This window comes from Chryseobacterium sp. 7, assembly GCF_003663845.1.
Classification (GTDB): Bacteria; Bacteroidota; Bacteroidia; order Flavobacteriales; family Weeksellaceae; genus Chryseobacterium.
This window is the reverse complement of record NZ_RCCA01000001.1, coordinates 1,078,451-1,095,500: the sequence shown is the minus strand read 5'-3', so window position 1 is coordinate 1,095,500 and position 17,050 is coordinate 1,078,451. Positions and strand designations below refer to the sequence as shown.

The following is a 17,050-nucleotide window of genomic DNA, read 5'->3' as shown; positions in this document are numbered from 1 at the left end:
TTTAAAGCTTTAATTTTTTAAATATAAATTCAGGGATATTCCTGATAATCATCATAATTATACTCCAAACCGGCAAAACATATGCCACATTTTTATCCTTTTTGAAGGCTTTATAAATACAGTCTGCGGCTTGTTTCGGAGTAGCCGTCAGTTTCGGGTTTAAAGGCAGGCCTTCCGTCATTTTAGTAGCCATAAACCCTGGTTTTATTGTAAGAACATGTACTTTTTTATCAAAAAGATAGTTTCTCAGACCACTCAAATAGGCTGTAAAGGCAGCTTTTGCACTTCCATAGATGAAGTTACTTTGTCTACCTCTGTCTCCTGCTACTGATGAAAGTCCGATAATAGTACCTGATCTTCTGCTTTCAAATTTCTGAGCAAAATAGTTCATCACCGGAACCAGCTTTGAATAATTGATATCTATGATACGTTCCGTATTTCTGTTGTCATATAATCCTTCCTCAGTTCCTTCTCCTAAATATCCTACGGCGCAAAATAATACATCTGAATTGATATTATCAAATCTGTTGTAATCAATTTCTTTGGTCAGATCCAGTTCAATAACTTCTGCCTGCTGCAGAAACTTTACATCAATATGTCTTGCAAACCGTTCTGTAGTTTCTTTATTTGAGGTAAAAAGGTAAATTTTTTCAAATTTTTCTCCTTCCTGAAGTGCTTTTTCCACAAAAGCCTGTGCCACTTCAGATGTGCTTCCCAGAACTATCATTATGAATTATTATTTATGATTCTTTTGTGCTGTAAAGACACAAATTTAGGATTTTGAATATTTTTAAGGTAATTGGTAAGCGATGATCTGCTCATGCTGTCTTTGGTAAGATAAATCCTTCCTCCAAACTCCTGAACAATGGCATCAAGCTGATCTACCAGACTTTTCAGTTTGGAATTCACTTTAAAATCCAATGCCAGCGTATACCCTTCCACAGGGAAAGAGTTGTAAGCAGCAGTATTGTTCTTTCCAAAAAGTTTAAGAACAGCCAGGAATGATCCGTTTCCGCTATTTGCAATCGTTTCAAGGATCCTTCTCATGCCTTCTTTTCCTGTTTCTTTAGGAATTACCATCTGATACTGTATAAATCCGGATTTACCGTAGATTTTGTTCCAGTCATTAACAGCATCCAAAGGATAGAAAAACGTCTCATAATCGATAAAGTTTTTCACTTCTTTTTTAGCCTGCTTTTTATAATACAGCCAGTTAAATATTTTTACCGTAAGTGCATTCAATACAAATCCGGGAAAATAAAACGGAACCGTAGGAGATAATTTTTTCTTTAGTCTTAAAGGGGTTTTCAAAAAATTCTGAGGAAGCTCATGTTGAAAAGCATGCTCACCTCTCATCAGAATACTTCTTCCAATGTCTTTTCCTTTTTGAAGACAATCTATCCAGGCAACGGTGTACGTCCAGCTTTCGCTTTCGTCAAACAGTTTAAAAATTTCGTCCAGATTTTCTGCTTTGATGCTTTCCTGACGAATATATGCGGATTCTATATTTTTAAGCTTAAATTTTGCAGTAAGAATGATTCCTGTAAGTCCCATTCCACCAATGGTAGCCCAAAATTTGTCTGCATTTTCTTCTCTTGAACAGGTGATGATTTCCCCGTTTTCCGTCATCAGCTTAAATTCAATCACATATTCTGAAAAACATCCTTCTGCATGATGGTTTTTACCATGAACATCTGAAGCTATAGCACCTCCTATGGATACAAATTTTGTTCCGGGAGTAACATACAGGAAATATCCCTGTGGAACGGAGATTTCCAGAACTTCGGAAAGAAGTACTCCGGATTCACATTCCATTATTCCGTTTAAACGGTCAAAATTGATGAATTTATTTAATTTTTTTGTTGAAAATATAGATTCTCCCAATGAAGCATCACCATAACATCTTCCGTTTCCTCTTGCTATAACTTCGTTGTGGTTGAGTACAAATTCTTTTATTTTTTTGAAATTGTCCTCAGATCTCATTTCTTTCTCCACTACCGGGAAATTACCCCAGTTTGTAACTTTCTGTGTGAAATTAGGTTTCATTTCTTAAAATAAATTTGAATTAAAAATGCAACTACCCAAAGTAACAGGGTAACCTGAATATAACGGTCTCTGTACACAATTTTTGTAGGAGACTCTGTTCTGTTGTAAACCAATGTCTGCTGAAGATATCTCAACAAGGCAAACACTACAAAAATAACGGTGTAAAATACCCTTGCGTGGAATCTTTCCTGAACTTCCGGTGAAAGGGTAAACATCAGATAGCAGATGATAGCTAATGTAATAGAAATAGACAATGCAATGTCCGCAAACTGAACGTTATATCCGTCCAACGCTTTTCTTGTCTTTCCTGAAACCTGTGCATTAATAAGCTCTCCTCTTCTTTTTCCGATTGCCAGTACAAGAGCCAGTACAAAGGTTAATAGAATAGCCCATTGTGAAATACTGATTCCGGTAATATAACCTCCTGCCAGTACACGCAGAACAAATCCTATTGCGATAATAAAAATATCAATAATAGGAACGTGTTTAAGCCTAAAGGTATAGGCAAGATTCATCACCACATAGAAACCTATAATGGTTGCAAATTTCCAAAGATACTCATGGAAATAAAGTTGTGAGAAAAATACAAGAGCAATATCTGTAATAACCAATCCGATAAGGATTCCTATAGCTGTTGATTTTGAAATGGCTCCACTAGCCAGAGGTCTTCTTCTTTTTTCAGGATGTTTCCTGTCTGCCTCAATATCATTATAATCATTCAAAATATAAACAACACTTGCAGCAAGCGAGAATATAATGAATGCAAAGATGCTTTTTACAAGTAATTCTACATTTGTAATATTACCTGAAAAAAACAACGGGACAAATACAAACAGGTTTTTAACCCATTGCTCCACACGGAGTAGTTTTAAATATTTCTTCATTTATGTTGTTTCAACTGCAAAAATAATAAAATTAAAATTCTTAGCCTAAAAATACAAAAAAAACCGCCGGGGCGGTCTTTTACGAAAATATTTATATATTAAATTAACTATTGCCCTTGTTTGGCATCGTTAATCATTTTTTCATTAGCAGTAATAGCAAACTCTACTCTTCTGTTTTTAGCTCTTCCTTCATCTGTATCATTGCTTGCAACCGGCATATTTTTACCTTCACCTTTTGTGAACATTCTGCCTGATGCAACTCCTTTACCTGCTAAATAAGCTTTTACAGCATCTGCTCTTCTTTGGGAAAGTGCTAAGTTGTAAGCATCTTTACCTACGCTGTCCGTATATCCGTAAATATTAATATTAGTATCAGGATTATCACTTAACACCTGGGCTAATTTGTCAAGGTTAGTCTGAGCAACAGAAGTAAGGTTTGAAGAGTCAAACGCAAAGTTTACAATACTTTCATTCATTGTAACCTTAATACCGTCTCCTACTCTTTCTACCTGAGCACCTGGTAAAGTTTCTTTGATATCTTTAGCCTGCTTATCCATTTTGTTACCGATAACATTACCTGCAACACCACCGATAATACCTCCTAATACAGCACCAATAGCTCCGTTTCCTCCTTTTCCTACATTGTTACCAAGGATACCTCCAAGTACTGCTCCTGAAGCAACCCCTACTGCGGTACCTCTTTGTTGGTGATTTGAATTTTGAACCGCTTCACAGCTTGTCAATAATAATGCTGATGACAAGAAAAGGGCTCCTACGTATGTTTTTGTAAATTTCATTTTTTTTGATCTTTTATGTTGATAAATTATTTCATTCCTGCTCTCTGGAAGTTGTAAACTACTTTTACATTACCTCCTTCGAAAGGAACATCCTGCTGAAGTGAAAACTGATCTGTGGTCTGATCAATAAGTGTAAGGCTATATCCTACAGAATTTTGTTTTGCTTTGGTTCCTGCAGCAATCTTTTTAAACATAAACGTGTTACCGTCTTTTACTTCAAACTTGATAGGCTGTGTGATTGCCGGGCAATTTCCACCTCCGTTCAAAGTATACGCTCCTGTCCAGTTATTAGGAATTAATCTCCAGTGGCTTCCTACGAAACACTGTGCGTCAGCACCTTCGTCAAAAGGTTTAATTTTATAACCTTTATCATAATCTATGCTCACAATCTGCCAGTCTCCTTTCATTTTCAGAAAGTCTGCTCTTTGATTTTGAGATGTAGCTGCTTTGTTAACAGAGGAACACGACACTGCAAAAAGTGATGTTCCCAACATCCCTGCAAGTAGTAACTTTTTCATTTTGTTGTTTATTATTTTGTTACTATAAAGTTACAAAAAACCGTGCCAAAATTTAAAATAAAAATAAAAAGTCCGAAAAAAATTCGGACTCTTTATGATTTCTCCTTAAACACAGGAAGATATATTATTTTTTAACAGCCTTTTTTACGGATTTCGAAGGCTTAGGAGCACCCGTTGGTTTTCCTTTGTAGAAATTCGTATAAGCATATTCTGCTGCTTTTTTAAGGTCTATAACCCCGCCGGCCTGTGATTGATCTGCAAATCCGTCTACTGTACTTGGATTGCTGCTTTTTACCAATGCTTCAATAATCTGATAAGGTTTCAGATCCGGCATGTAAGCCAATAAAACGGCTGCTGCTCCGGCTACAACAGGTGAAGCCATAGAGGTTCCCTGAAGGTATCTGTATTCGTTTTTAGGAACGGTAGAATAAATTTCTTCCCCCGGAGCGAAAACATTGACCATTTTTTTATTATAATTAGAAAAATCCGCTCTTAAAGCGCTATTCTTATTGGTGCTGGCTCCTACCACCAAAACGTTGCTTACAAATGGTTTTTCATCTGTAACATTTTTAAAGTTGGTAGGATATGCCAAATGTTCTGCTACATCTTCATTTTCGTTTCCGGCTGCTTTCACCAAAAGTACGTCTTTATCTTCAGCATATTTAAAAGCATCCCACACTACATTTTTACCCGGAGAAACAGGTTTTCCGAAGCTCATATTTAATACTTTTGCTCCATTATCCACTGCATATCTGATAGCATTGGCTACGTCTTTATCTCTTTCGTCTCCATTGGGAACTGTTCTTACAGACATGATTTTAGCTACTTTGGAAGCTACTCCGTACTGAACTTCTTTTCCTTGTGGAAGTCCGGCAATAATTCCTGCTACATGGGTTCCGTGCTCTGCATCCGGTCCTTCGTAATGGTTGTTACCATAGTTCTTTTCAGAGTAGTCATCATAGTTATCACCTACAATTTCTTTTCTCGGGTCGTAGGAAAGATCATATTGTTTTGCTGCCGGAGCGAAATGATCGATAGCTTCTTTCATTTCCTCCTTCATCTTTTTTTCGAATTCAGCAGATGATTTTCCTTTGAATTCCGGACTTTGGGAAATCTGACCTAAAAAATCCAGCGCAATGGCGTCTCTCTGATCTGTGGGTGCTTTGATTGCTGAAATAGTCTCAGCGGTAACGGGCTTACCTCCCAATAATTTTACCATATTAGGAATAAGCTCGTTCAGCATAGAATAGGTCTTGAAATTCTGTATAGCCTCGATACTTTTTGAATTAAACATATCTTTGGCTTTCATATACATATCAAACTCCTCCTTCATCTGAGCCTGGTTCGCTTTATTCTTTGTGGAATCCGGACCTTCAAAAATAGGCTTGTATTTGGCAACTACTCTTGTCACCTCCATATTATCAATATCAATATCCCCGTTTTTACCTCCTATGAAGTTCCAGCCGTGTATATCATCAATATATCCGTTTCCATCATCATCTTTACCGTTTCCTGGAATTTCATTAGGGTTTGACCAAACATTCTTTACCAATCCCGGATGATCTACCTGTACTCCACTATCCAAAACTCCTACCACTACGGTTTTAGGCTTCAGTCCTTTAGATTCTAAGTATTTATAAGCATTTGCCGTATTTATTCCATATACTTTTGAAGTTGCAAAATCTTTATGATACCATGTCATAAGATCTTTATCTTCGTTTGGATCTTTACTTTTAGCTTTAGCTTCCTGTGCAAAAGAGAAACTAAAACCTGCTAAAAAAACTGCAGCTAATAATACCTTTTTCATATGTTGATATTTATTTTTTTAAAGTCATATACCAATCGCCGCCTTCATTTTTAAGCTGAGAGTTTCATTAATAGCGATGGTATGCTAATATGATTGTTTTATATTTTTTATATATACCATAGATTCCGGGCCTTTATTACAAATAAGGTCAAGAATTGATAAGTCTTCCAAAAACCCATATTTATCCGAAAATGTCTGGTAATATTCTTCCATTTTAAATACTGAAGGAAGTTTTGCAGAAAATTTTTCTCTGAAATCAATACTTTGAGGATTTTTGATATATTCTTCATTCAAAGAGTGTGCCTTTTCTGTTTTCAGTATCTGTTGGATAACTTCTATGCCTTTAAGGTTAAAATCTAAAAGGTATTTTTCCTTAAGATCAAATATTTTTCTGAACTTCTCTTCATAGTATTCAAAATAAGGAGAGCTTTGGTATGCTGTTTTAACCGATTTCCAATGAAGGGTTCTCCAGTCTTCGCGATAAGAGATTTCCACATCTTTGAATTCTCTTTTTCCATTATGATTGATCGGGATTATTAATGATAGTTTTCCGTTGGCTCCATAGATATTTGCTCTGTTTCTATAGGTTTGTTTCGGAAAGTTTTCAAATTGTTCCAGCACAACTTCGTTCTCAGGATTTAAAAACACTGAAAACCATGAAATTGGGGGCATATAAAATGCCGGTAATAAAATATTTTGCATAATAATATAATCTAGTTTTTAGGATAAACAACTCTTCCTACAGCATCTTTTTCATCAACAAAGCCTAAATAACGGGAATCTAAGCTTGCGTTACGATTATCTCCTAAAAAAAATAATTTTCCACTTGGAACTTTTATGGGTCCAAAGTTATCGGAAGTCCAGTCTTTATGATAAATTTTGTGAATATCCTGATCTGTATTAGGGTTTATAAACCTTTCATGAAAAAAACTATCATTAAGTTCTTTATCGCTTAATTGAGTAATGAAATAATTATCGTCAATCTGAAAGATTTCACTTTCTTCAGTTCCTTTGGAAAGGAGATCATTAGCATACCCTCTGTCTATTTTATAAGAATGTTTTACGTTAATATTATCTACCAACGTATTATTGACATATAATTTACCATTCTTAATTAAAATCACATCATTTTCCGTTCCTACTAATCTTTGTACATAGGCGCCCTGAGGATAATCCAAATTAGTTTGATTATAAGCAATCATTTTAAACTTATCATAAGGAAGAATATTGGTCATCACAATAAATGACTTTTTTTTAATGGTAGGTTCATTACCTGCTGTGGGTACAAAAGCATATTGCAAAACTCCGGAGAGTTTTGCAATAATAAAAAGAGTTACAATAAAGCTGCCTGTTAAAAGGACTCTATTAAATATTTTACTTTTAAACACTATTCTTCAGTTTTGTTTTTTCTGAATAGTTTCACGAAATATTCCCATCCGAAGAATAAGATCAGGATCATTGCGGCAATCCACCAGTAAGAGGTTTTGTTAGCTTCTCCTGTATTGGTTGCTTTGAACATTCTTTCCCAACGGATTTTGAATGGTGCCTGGTACGTAGAACTGTTGTCAGCAAATGCTCCCTGAAGACTCATCCATGTGAACATCGGTTTTCCGACAATATTTTCTTCCGGAACGAAACCAAAGAATCTTGCATCTAATGAAGCATCTCTGTTGTCCCCTATCATCATATAATAATCCTGCTGAATCGTATACTGGCTAGCTTCTTTTCCGTTGATGAAGATTTTTCCGTCTTTCTTTTCTAAGCTATTATGTTCATATTCAGAAATAATCCACTGGTACGTTGGAAGTGTTTCCTGGTTGATAGCCACTACATCTCCTTTTTTAGGAATTCTTAAAGGGCCGTACCAATCTGGATTCCAAGGTTTATTAATTGGGAAGATGGATTGGGTAGTATCAATTTTTGTTCTCGCCTCATCTTTATAAGCCACTGCTGATTCTCCTTTTACAGAAACATCTTCTTTTATGTCAATAACATGCGGAAGTCCTTTAATTTCTTTAGCTGTCTGATCTGTTAAGCCCTGAAAGGCATAAATATACCCCCCATTATTCTGCTGAACTTCCTGAACTGGTAAGAATCCATATGCTTTATATAAAGTAGGGATATCCAATTGAGCGTCTGTAGTTACAATATATCTGTGCTGTACTTCCTGATCTCCTAAAACGGTTTCCGGCTTTCCGTTAACGAAAAGTCTTCCGGCTCTCATTTCAAAAGTATCCCCTGCTGTAGCTACACATCTTTTTACATAAGGATCTTTTCTGTCGATTGCTGTATGTACAGAATCCTGAGGGTAGTTGAAAACAACTACATCATTTTTCTGTGGTTTATTGAACTGCAGAATTCTTGTGTAAGGAAGTTTTACAGCATCCACATAAGATTTTGGGTCATCTTTAGGATTACCTTTCTGTCCTGTATCCATAATAGTTCCCTGAAGGAAAGGTATTGCTACCGGACGCATCGGAAGTCTGTAACCGTAGCTCCATTTGTTTACAAAAAGGAAGTCACCTACCAGTAATGTTCTTTCCATAGATCCTGTAGGAATCCCGAAAGGCTGTGTTACGAAAACGTGGATAATGGTAGCGAAAACTACTGCGAAGGTAATAGAACCGACAAATGTGTCTTTCTTTTTTTCGTTTTTCTCTTCGTCTGTAAGGAACAGGTCGTTTGCATTCTCATCTTCTAACTCTACATCTTTAGAATAGTTGATCACCGCCATATAAATAAACGGAAGAATCACTGTAAGAATCTGGTCTTTGAAAAGTGTTTTCCCGAACTTTTTCACTAAATAAAGGTGGAAAACAGACATCATGATTGGCCCTACAATTGGTAGATAAGACAGGATTGCCCACCATTTCGGATGTTTTGTTTCCTTAAGAATAATGAAATAGTTGTAAAAAGGGATAAAAGCAAATAAAGGGCTATAGCCCATTTTCTTGAACAGTTTCCAAGATGAAATCCCCATTAATACTGATAGTATGAGGACATATACTGTATAAGTTAAAAAATAATTCATAAATTTTTGTGCCTATTCTTATGATATAAATAATAAAATGATGAGTAATAAATGATAAAAGCAGTCCGCTGTTTACAATTCACTATTCATCATTTTCTGCTTATTGGTCTGCAATTTACAGAATTTGTTACAAATTAAAGTCCCAAAACGTCTTTCATTGCGAAGTTTCCTTTTTTATCTTTAATCCATTCTGCGGCTACTACAGCTCCCAGTGCAAAACCATTTCTGTTGAAAGCGGTATGCTTGATTTCGATTTCGTCTACTTCGCTTCTATAATACACGCTGTGAGTTCCCGGTACTTCATCTTCACGTACCGCAAAAATTCCAAGCTGCCTGCCTTCTGTTTCTTCCAGCTTCCATGCATCGAATTTCGGGCTGTTTTGGATGATCCCTTCTGCAATGGAAATAGCGGTTCCACTTGGAGCGTCTTTTTTATGGATGTGGTGAATTTCTTCCAGCTGGCAAGAGTATTCGTCCACATTCTTCATCAGATCTGCCAGTTTTTCATTTAAAGCAAAAAATAAATTGACGCCTAAACTAAAGTTGGAACCATATAAGAAAGCTGTATCGTTATCTACAGCCAGTTTTTCTATTTCAGCTTTTTGATCCAGCCAGCCTGTTGTTCCGCAGATCACCGGAATTTTATTTTCAAGACAAGCTTTGATGTTCTCAAATGCAACTTCCGGCAGTGAGAATTCAATCACAACATCCGGATTATTAAGATTTTCAGCAATTGGGGTTTCCTTCAGACGGGCAACTACTTCATGACCTCTCTTCTGTGCGATCTCATCAATAATCTTACCCATTTTACCGTAACCAACTAATGCTATTTTCATATGATCTTTTTATTTTTTTAAATACTGCATTTTATCCTCAGATATTCTGCAAATCTATTATCTTTTAGAATCTGTAACTTAAACTGAATCCTGTTTTCGGAGCGCTGTACCCATACTGATCCTGAATAACCGATGGTTTAAAAACCAAATCCGGGTCATGCCGGCTTTCATAAAGGTGGGCATCTACTACGGCATCTACAATATTGAGAATATAAATTAATCCTGTGATGGCGATGGCGTAATCCCTTTGTCTTTTGGCTCTGTCCTGGGCATTTCCTAAAGCTACTTTGTCCAGCCATGGATGGCTGTCTACAAATTCATTAGGTGTACCGTTCAGTTTTGCCACGTAGTATTCACGGTATTTTTTGTACTGGTTGTCATTCCAAACGGCAATTCCTACACCGGCTCCTACAGCTCCCCAAACAATGGGAATCTTCCAGTATTTTTTATTGTAAAACTGTCCTAATCCGGGTAAAACTGCAGAATATAAACCTGCTCTGGTAGGATTCAATTTTATGGTTTTCCCTGTAGGACCATTCGCTTTTTCAAGATCTTCAATGATCTTTGCTTCTGTTTTACCTGGCTTCAATACACGGGGTTCTTCTTTCGGAGGGACTTCCATCCGAACAGTATCGATAGGTTTTACTTGTGAATAAGCCAGTGCAGCGAAACACAAGAAAAGGGTGAAAAATATTTTCTTCATTATTTAATATGAGACAAAATGTATTCCAGCTCTTCTTCATTTTTGAAGTCCAGAACAATTTTACCTTTTTTACCATTTCCGGAAGATTTGATCTCTACTTTTACGTCTAAGATATCTGCGATGGTCTTCTGGGCTTTTTTATAATTATTGGAAAGCTCCACATTTGCTTTTTTGGCAGCGGGAGACTTTGGATTCTTCAATGCAGCAGCGGCCTGCTCTGCCTGACGAACGTTTAATTTTTCTTTAATAATAAGATCAAACAAAACCTGCTGATCTTCTTCACTTTCAAGGCTGATAATGGCTCTTCCGTGTCCTGCAGAAATTTCACCGCTTCTGATGGCATTCTGAATATCCGGATTTAATCTTAACAGTCTGATAGAATTGGTAATGGTACTTCTATCCTTTCCTATTCTTTGACTCAGGTTTTCCTGAGTAAGACCTATTTCTTCTAAAAGCCTGTGATAGGTTAAAGCAATTTCAATAGCATCAAGGTCTTCTCTCTGGATGTTTTCTACAAGAGCCATCTCAAGAAGTTCCTGATCATTCACTAAACGGATATAGGCAGGAATAGTCGTTAAACCTGCAATTTTACTTGCTCTGTAACGTCTTTCCCCGGAAATGATCTCAAACTTTTCACCGTCTTTTCTCAGGGTAATCGGTTGGATTACACCTAGGTTTTCAATAGACTGTGCAAGTTCGTTTAATGCTTTTTCATCAAAATAAGTTCTCGGCTGCGTAGGATTCGGATAGATATCTTCAAGCGAAACTTCTACAATGTTTCCCACAAACTTATCTGCTCCTTCATCAGTAGCTGAATTGACAGTTGCTTTAGATTCTGCACTTAAAATAGCGCCCAAACCGCGTCCCATAGCTCTTTTTTTGTCCTTCATAGATATAATTGATAAATGATGTTTGATAAGTGGATGACCAGCATACACTTATTGGCCATTTATTATTAATTTAATTCTTTATTAAGTTTTCGTTCCTCAAAAGAACTTCTTCAGCTAACTGAATATACTGAACAGCTCCTTTACTTTCCGCATCATAATTCAGGATACTTTCCCCGAAACTTGGTGCTTCACTCAATCTTACGTTTCTGCTGATAATGGTTTCAAAAACCATTTCCGGGAAGTGCAGATTCACCTCTTCCACTACCTGATTGGATAATCTCAATCGGCTGTCATACATGGTAAGAAGAAGCCCTTCAATTCCAAGATCTTTGTTATGAATCTTCTGAACGTTTTTAACGGTATTCAAAAGTTTTCCAAGTCCTTCTAATGCAAAATACTCACACTGTATCGGAATGATGACAGAATCTGCTGCTGTAAGAGCATTTACTGTAATAAGACCTAAACTCGGCGCACAGTCGATGATAATATAGTCATAATCGTCTCTTACGCTGGCCAGTGCTTTTCTCAGCATATACTCACGATCTTCCTTGTCTACCAATTCAATTTCCGCAGCTACCAGGTCGATATGCGACGGAATAATATCCAGGTTGGGAGTCGCAGTTCTTTTGATGCAGACTCTTGTTTCTGCACTATGCTCCAAAAGATTATATGTAGAATACTGAACATCTTCAACACCCAGACCGGATGTAGCATTCGCCTGAGGATCAGCATCAATGATTAATATTCTTTTTTCCAATACTCCTAATGCTGCCGCAAGGTTTACAGCGGTGGTAGTTTTACCAACGCCTCCTTTTTGATTAGCAATACCTATGATTTTTGCCATTATTAGAACTTTAAGTTTCAAAAATACACTTTTTTCTTTGCTCTCGGTGAGTGGAGAAAATCAAAATTGAGTTAAAATACTGTTAATAAGCAATTTAACGATAAAAAAAAATTATCCACAAAAAAAATTCTTTGTGGATAACTATTAAAAATTTGTCTTTTCGTATTAATTATCAAATTTCATTGAGATTGGAAATTTGAAATAACTTCTTACGAATTCTCCTTTTTTGTTTTTGGCAGGAATCCATTTTCCTTTGCTTGAGATGTTTTTGATTGTTCTCATTGCCTCACTGTTAAATTCGGCGTTGGTTCCATTAGCTTTTACCCCTGAGATCGTTCCGTCCATTTCAACAATAAAGGTAACTGTCGTTTTTACAACATCCTCTGATTCAAACCCTGAACCATCGAAGTTGTTCATTACTTTATTTCTGAAGGAGTCTATGCCTCCCGGATAACCAGCTTCTACTCCCAGTTCTCCCGGTTCTGCAATTTTAGTTTTATCCACCGGATCAGAAATTACTGGCGGAGGCGTATTAATTACAGGACCTGTTCCTACTGATACTGTTGGAACATTGGGTGTATTAGGTGTTACCGGATCTCCTTTAAAGTTGTTTACAAATCCTGCTACAGCATCATCTGGTATAGGATCTTTATTCACATTATCCTGAGCTGTACTTGTTGGCGTAGGCACTGTACTGTCAAATGTCTTTGTATTAGATGGAGCTACAGGTTTTATAGTTTCTACAGGAGGTACTACTTCTGGTGTATCTACATTCTTCACATCAAACGGTCCAAAATCACAAGCAATAATCTTTTCAGTAATACTTGGTCCTTGTAACGCAGAAATCACAAATGGTGTAAGAGATACTGCGGCCATTAAACTTGCTCCTATAAAAAGTGCTTTAGTTAATATTCTATCTGATTCGTTTCTTAATACATAGGCACCATAGTCTTTATTGCGGTGCTCGAACAGAACTTCGTTAAACCGAAATTCCTGGTTTTGGTTATGTTGTTTCATCACTACTACTATTTAAACTGTTAAAAAATTGTGATTATTAGTTTTGTTAGCTCTTATCGATAAGCAATGTTGTAATATCAAAACATCTGCCAAAATTTTAGCAAAACAACATAATATTAGAAAATTTTATGATAATGTTTAAATTTTAACATTTATAAATAGAAAGTTTATATGGAAAAACAATACTGGTTTTCATAAAAACAAATAAACATAAAGAAGTCCCTTAGTTGAATAGAAGGGCTATATAAGCATTAAAAGAAGCGTGAGCGGTATCAGTAATCCAAGTGCATTAATAATGATCAGAATAATAGAACTGATTTTTGTTTTCGAATAGCTTTTAGCGGCAAAATAGATTGCTCCTATGCTAAAAAGCAAACTGCAGACAATAAAAAAGATCAGTAAAAAATCTGAACCCACATTGAATGGTAATCCTAAATAAACAATAATTAAAACAGAATATGCCATTGTAAGATATAAACTGATCACTATATTATCCAGAAAACGCTGTGGTATTTTATTCTCTTCCATTATTTTTCTTATTTATATTTTGTCTTAAAACAAAAGTAGATAAAAAATCATGATTGGTATTTTCGCTTGATTAATGAGCATCCTTATCAAACAAAAAAAGAGACCATTCAATGATAGTCTCCCTGTTATTTTATCTCTAAGAATGTTAGAATAATTCTTTTCTGATGATGTTCTGACTTCTTTCAGGACCTACAGAAACTAAGTATACGTTAATTCCTAAGTATTTCTCAATAAACTCGATGTATTTCTGAGCAGTGTCAGGAAGTTCATCATAGCTTCTTGCTTTTGTAATGTCTTCGCTCCAACCCGGTAAATCCTGATAGATTGGTTCGTAGTTGTATAATTTTTCTGTTGAAGAAGTGAAATAATCGATGATTTTTCCGTCTTCAGTTTTGTAGTGTGTTACTACTTTTAAGTTTTCAATTCCGGTAAGAACATCAAGCTTAGTGATTACAAGATTGTTGATTCCGTTGATCATACAAGCATGTTTTAAAGAAACAAGGTCTAACCAACCTGTTCTTCTTGGTCTTCCTGTAGTGGCTCCGAATTCACCTCCGATCTGTCTGATTTTTTCACCCAGTTCGTTATCTAATTCAGAAGGGAAAGGTCCGTTTCCTACTCTTGTACAGTAAGCTTTTGCAACACCAATTAAATTCTGAAGTGAAGTTGGCGGCACACCAGCTCCTGAACAAACACCTCCTGTAGATGGAGAAGATGAAGTTACATAAGGATAAGTTCCAAAGTCGATATCAAGCATTAATGCCTGAGCTCCTTCGAACAATACGTTTTTACCATCTCTGATCGCCTCGTTCAGCTCTAATTCAGTATCAACAATTCTGTCCTGAAGCTGTTTTCCGATTGCTAAATATTCGTTGTAGATTTCTTCAACGTCTAAAGTTGGCTTTCCGTAATATTTTTCAAAAAGAGAATTTTTAACTTTTAAGTTTTTCTCAATTTTGTCTCTTAAAATCTCAGGATTTAAAAGGTCTACCATTCTGATTCCGACTCTTGCAATTTTATCTTCATAACAAGGTCCGATTCCTTTTTTGGTAGTTCCGATCTGAGTTCCTCCGTGTTCCTCTTCACGGTAAGTATCCAAAAGGATGTGGTAAGGCATGATTACATGCGCTCTTCTGCTGATAAAGATGTGATCTGTTCTTAAGCCTTTGCTCTCAATCTGACCAACTTCTTTAATAAAAGATTTAGGGTTTACCACTACTCCATTCGCAATGATACATTTCCCTTTGCATTGAAGAACTCCTGAAGGAAGAAGGTGTAGAACGAATTTTTCTTCACCTACATAAACCGTGTGACCAGCGTTGTCTCCCCCCTGGAAACGTACTACATAGTCCGATTTTGCTGATAAAACATCCGTTATTTTTCCTTTGCCTTCATCTCCGTACTGAAGACCTACAACTACATAAGTTGACATATTTTACTTTTGTTTTTAGATTCGTGCAAAATTACTTTTAAAAAAAATGACGGCCAAATTATAGAGGATATTTATTTTGGGTTAGGATGAAAATCATGAGGTTGAATATCATCTTATTTCTAATATTTTTACTTCCATACCTATATAAAATGAATTATATTTACTGTAAAAATTGCACAAAATGAAATTTAAAATTCTATTTCTGCTTTTAATTGTCCCTTTGTTTTATCTAAAAGCTCAGAATAAAGTAAACGATTACCTGAATGTTCCGGGACCTGTTAAATTAAATCAAAAAGAATATCATTTAGTCTGGAGTTCTCACCCCAATGAAAATTATTTCAAGCAGGAATATCTAAATCCAAAAGAAAATATCAACCAATACAACAGTATGGTTTTAATTGAGTTTGTAAAAGGAGATTTTACTTTGAAAGACGCTATTGGTCAAAAAGTAGGAGAACTTCAAGAGATGAAGAAGACCAATCCGGTTATTAATTATAAAATTCTTGAAAAAGGGGAAGAATATATTTTGGATTTTCTTATCAGCCAAAACTCAAAGGATGGTAAGGAAATATTGATAGCAGAAAGAAATGTATATCGTTATAAGCTTATTAATGATGGTAAAAATAAAGGTATTCTTCTTTTTGCTGTAAGTGAAAGAGGATATGAAAAAAATATGGATGAATTCTTTACTAATCTAAAAAACAACTCTTCTCAATTAATTGAAATTGTCGGAAATTATAAACTTCTTGACATTGAGATAAAATAATATCACAACTTGCTATGATTTCATCCCAAAATTCAAATTATTTACCATCAAATACAGACAGTAAATCCCAGCTTTTCTACAACCTATTCTCTCCGGAAACACTAAAAGCTACACTACTTATCGTACACGGCATGCAGGAACACAGCGGAAGATATGCAGAGATTGCTGAATATTTTGCTAATCATGGGATTGCTGTATTGTCGTATGATCATTTAGGACACGGAAAATCTGTAAAAGAGAAAAAAGATATTGGTTTCTTCCAGCCTGAAAAACCGGATGAAAGGCTTGTTGCAGATGCAGAAATGATGGCTGATTATCTTGCAGAGCAATATCCGGATGTACCTCATTTTATTTTGGGACATTCTATGGGGTCATTTATCACCCGATGTCTTCTTCAAAAAGCGAGCAGTAAGTTTTCAGGAGCAATTATTACAGGAACTGGTGGACCTTTGCCGGGAATCAATTTATTGAGAGGTTATTTATCATTAGCTAATGCCATCGCGCCTCGTCATCGTACTTTCTTGAATTCAGTTTTTACAAGTGTCAATAATAAACATTTTAAAAAGGATAAAGATTTCAGTGATACCAGCTGGCTGAGTGTAAGCCCAAAGAACAGAAAAGCTTTTGAACAGGATGATCTTTGTGGAATTCCTTTTACTCATAATGCTTTTTATACTTTATTTACCATTTATAAAAAGGCTACGGCAAGAAACTGGGCTTCATCTATACCTAAATCGTTTCCTTTGTTATTTATAAGTGGTCAGAATGATCCGATTGGTGATTTTGGAAAAGGAGTTATGCATACAGTGAGTCATTTAAAAGCTGACGGTTTCCAGCATGTAGACGTAAAGATCTATCCGGAAATGCGTCATGAGATTTTGAATGAAGAAATAAGAGAAGAGGTATTGAAAGAAATCTATAATTGGATTTTAGAAAATTAAGAAGTTCGCT

At 35.8% G+C, this 17,050-nt stretch carries 18 protein-coding genes; 2 read left to right on the top strand and 16 right to left on the bottom strand.

The genetic code is table 11. The features are described 5' to 3' along the window. Window position 1: 1 nt before the first annotated feature. From CLU97_RS05115 to CLU97_RS05040, 16 genes are all read right to left on the bottom strand, one after another. Window positions 2-727 carry an SDR family NAD(P)-dependent oxidoreductase gene (locus tag CLU97_RS05115; protein ID WP_121486972.1) on the bottom strand — a complete coding sequence of 242 codons (726 nt, stop codon included), beginning with the start codon at window positions 725-727 and terminating at the stop codon, window positions 2-4. Further along, window positions 727-2,046, bottom strand: a complete 1,320-nt coding sequence (locus tag CLU97_RS05110) for an FAD-binding oxidoreductase (RefSeq protein ID WP_121486971.1) — start codon at window positions 2,044-2,046, stop codon at window positions 727-729. The genes CLU97_RS05115 and CLU97_RS05110 overlap by 1 nt, the downstream gene beginning before the upstream one ends. Beyond that, a complete protein-coding gene (locus tag CLU97_RS05105) occupies window positions 2,043-2,930 on the bottom strand; it encodes a decaprenyl-phosphate phosphoribosyltransferase (RefSeq protein WP_121486970.1) in 888 nt (295 codons plus the stop codon). The genes CLU97_RS05110 and CLU97_RS05105 overlap by 4 nt, the downstream gene beginning before the upstream one ends. Before the next feature lie 107 nt (window positions 2,931-3,037). Next, window positions 3,038-3,727 (bottom strand): OmpA family protein, encoded by a 690-nt coding sequence (locus tag CLU97_RS05100; RefSeq protein ID WP_121486969.1) that lies wholly within the window; start codon window positions 3,725-3,727, stop codon window positions 3,038-3,040. Between the two features lie 26 nt (window positions 3,728-3,753). Continuing rightward, the gene (locus CLU97_RS05095; protein ID WP_121486968.1) at window positions 3,754-4,245 is read right to left on the bottom strand and encodes a lipocalin family protein; all 492 of its coding nucleotides are present in this window, start codon (window positions 4,243-4,245) and stop codon (window positions 3,754-3,756) included. Between the two features lie 124 nt (window positions 4,246-4,369). Beyond that, a complete protein-coding gene (locus tag CLU97_RS05090) occupies window positions 4,370-6,052 on the bottom strand; it encodes a S8 family serine peptidase (RefSeq protein WP_121486967.1) in 1,683 nt (560 codons plus the stop codon). Window positions 6,053-6,136: 84 nt separating this feature from the next. After that, window positions 6,137-6,754 carry a WbqC family protein gene (locus CLU97_RS05085; RefSeq protein ID WP_121486966.1) on the bottom strand — a complete coding sequence of 206 codons (618 nt, stop codon included), beginning with the start codon at window positions 6,752-6,754 and terminating at the stop codon, window positions 6,137-6,139. 11 nt (window positions 6,755-6,765) lie between these two features. Beyond that, a complete protein-coding gene (gene lepB, locus CLU97_RS05080) occupies window positions 6,766-7,440 on the bottom strand; it encodes a signal peptidase I (protein WP_183084517.1) in 675 nt (224 codons plus the stop codon). Beyond that, complete coding sequence (gene lepB, locus CLU97_RS05075; RefSeq protein ID WP_121486964.1) at window positions 7,440-9,083, bottom strand: signal peptidase I; 1,644 nt, start codon at window positions 9,081-9,083, stop codon at window positions 7,440-7,442. The genes lepB (CLU97_RS05080) and lepB (CLU97_RS05075) overlap by 1 nt, the downstream gene beginning before the upstream one ends. 134 nt (window positions 9,084-9,217) lie before the next feature. Then, window positions 9,218-9,919, bottom strand: coding sequence for a 4-hydroxy-tetrahydrodipicolinate reductase (dapB, locus tag CLU97_RS05070; protein ID WP_121486963.1), 702 nt, complete (start codon window positions 9,917-9,919; stop codon window positions 9,218-9,220). Between the two features lie 64 nt (window positions 9,920-9,983). Then, entirely contained in the window at window positions 9,984-10,622 is a 639-nt protein-coding gene (locus tag CLU97_RS05065) for a DUF5683 domain-containing protein (protein ID WP_121486962.1), read from the bottom strand. Then, window positions 10,622-11,512: a ParB/RepB/Spo0J family partition protein gene (locus tag CLU97_RS05060; RefSeq protein WP_121486961.1), complete on the bottom strand. Its 891-nt coding sequence runs from the start codon at window positions 11,510-11,512 to the stop codon at window positions 10,622-10,624. The genes CLU97_RS05065 and CLU97_RS05060 overlap by 1 nt, the downstream gene beginning before the upstream one ends. Before the next feature lie 70 nt (window positions 11,513-11,582). Then, on the bottom strand, window positions 11,583-12,356 hold the full coding sequence (locus CLU97_RS05055) for a ParA family protein (protein ID WP_047374161.1): 774 nt from the start codon (window positions 12,354-12,356) through the stop codon (window positions 11,583-11,585). 165 nt (window positions 12,357-12,521) lie between these two features. After that, window positions 12,522-13,373, bottom strand: coding sequence for an energy transducer TonB (locus CLU97_RS05050; RefSeq protein WP_121486960.1), 852 nt, complete (start codon window positions 13,371-13,373; stop codon window positions 12,522-12,524). 240 nt (window positions 13,374-13,613) lie between these two features. Further along, window positions 13,614-13,901 (bottom strand): hypothetical protein, encoded by a 288-nt coding sequence (locus tag CLU97_RS05045; RefSeq protein WP_121486959.1) that lies wholly within the window; start codon window positions 13,899-13,901, stop codon window positions 13,614-13,616. Between the two features lie 145 nt (window positions 13,902-14,046). Further along, the gene (locus CLU97_RS05040) at window positions 14,047-15,333 is read right to left on the bottom strand and encodes an adenylosuccinate synthase (RefSeq protein WP_047433086.1); all 1,287 of its coding nucleotides are present in this window, start codon (window positions 15,331-15,333) and stop codon (window positions 14,047-14,049) included. A 181-nt stretch (window positions 15,334-15,514) separates the two neighbouring features. Between CLU97_RS05040 and CLU97_RS05035 the strand changes: the two genes are divergently transcribed. Together CLU97_RS05035 and CLU97_RS05030 are read left to right on the top strand one after the other, a co-directional pair. After that, window positions 15,515-16,099: a hypothetical protein gene (locus tag CLU97_RS05035; RefSeq protein WP_121486958.1), complete on the top strand. Its 585-nt coding sequence runs from the start codon at window positions 15,515-15,517 to the stop codon at window positions 16,097-16,099. Window positions 16,100-16,113: 14 nt separating this feature from the next. Then, window positions 16,114-17,040 (top strand): alpha/beta fold hydrolase, encoded by a 927-nt coding sequence (locus CLU97_RS05030; RefSeq protein ID WP_121486957.1) that lies wholly within the window; start codon window positions 16,114-16,116, stop codon window positions 17,038-17,040. Window positions 17,041-17,050 lie beyond the last annotated feature (10 nt).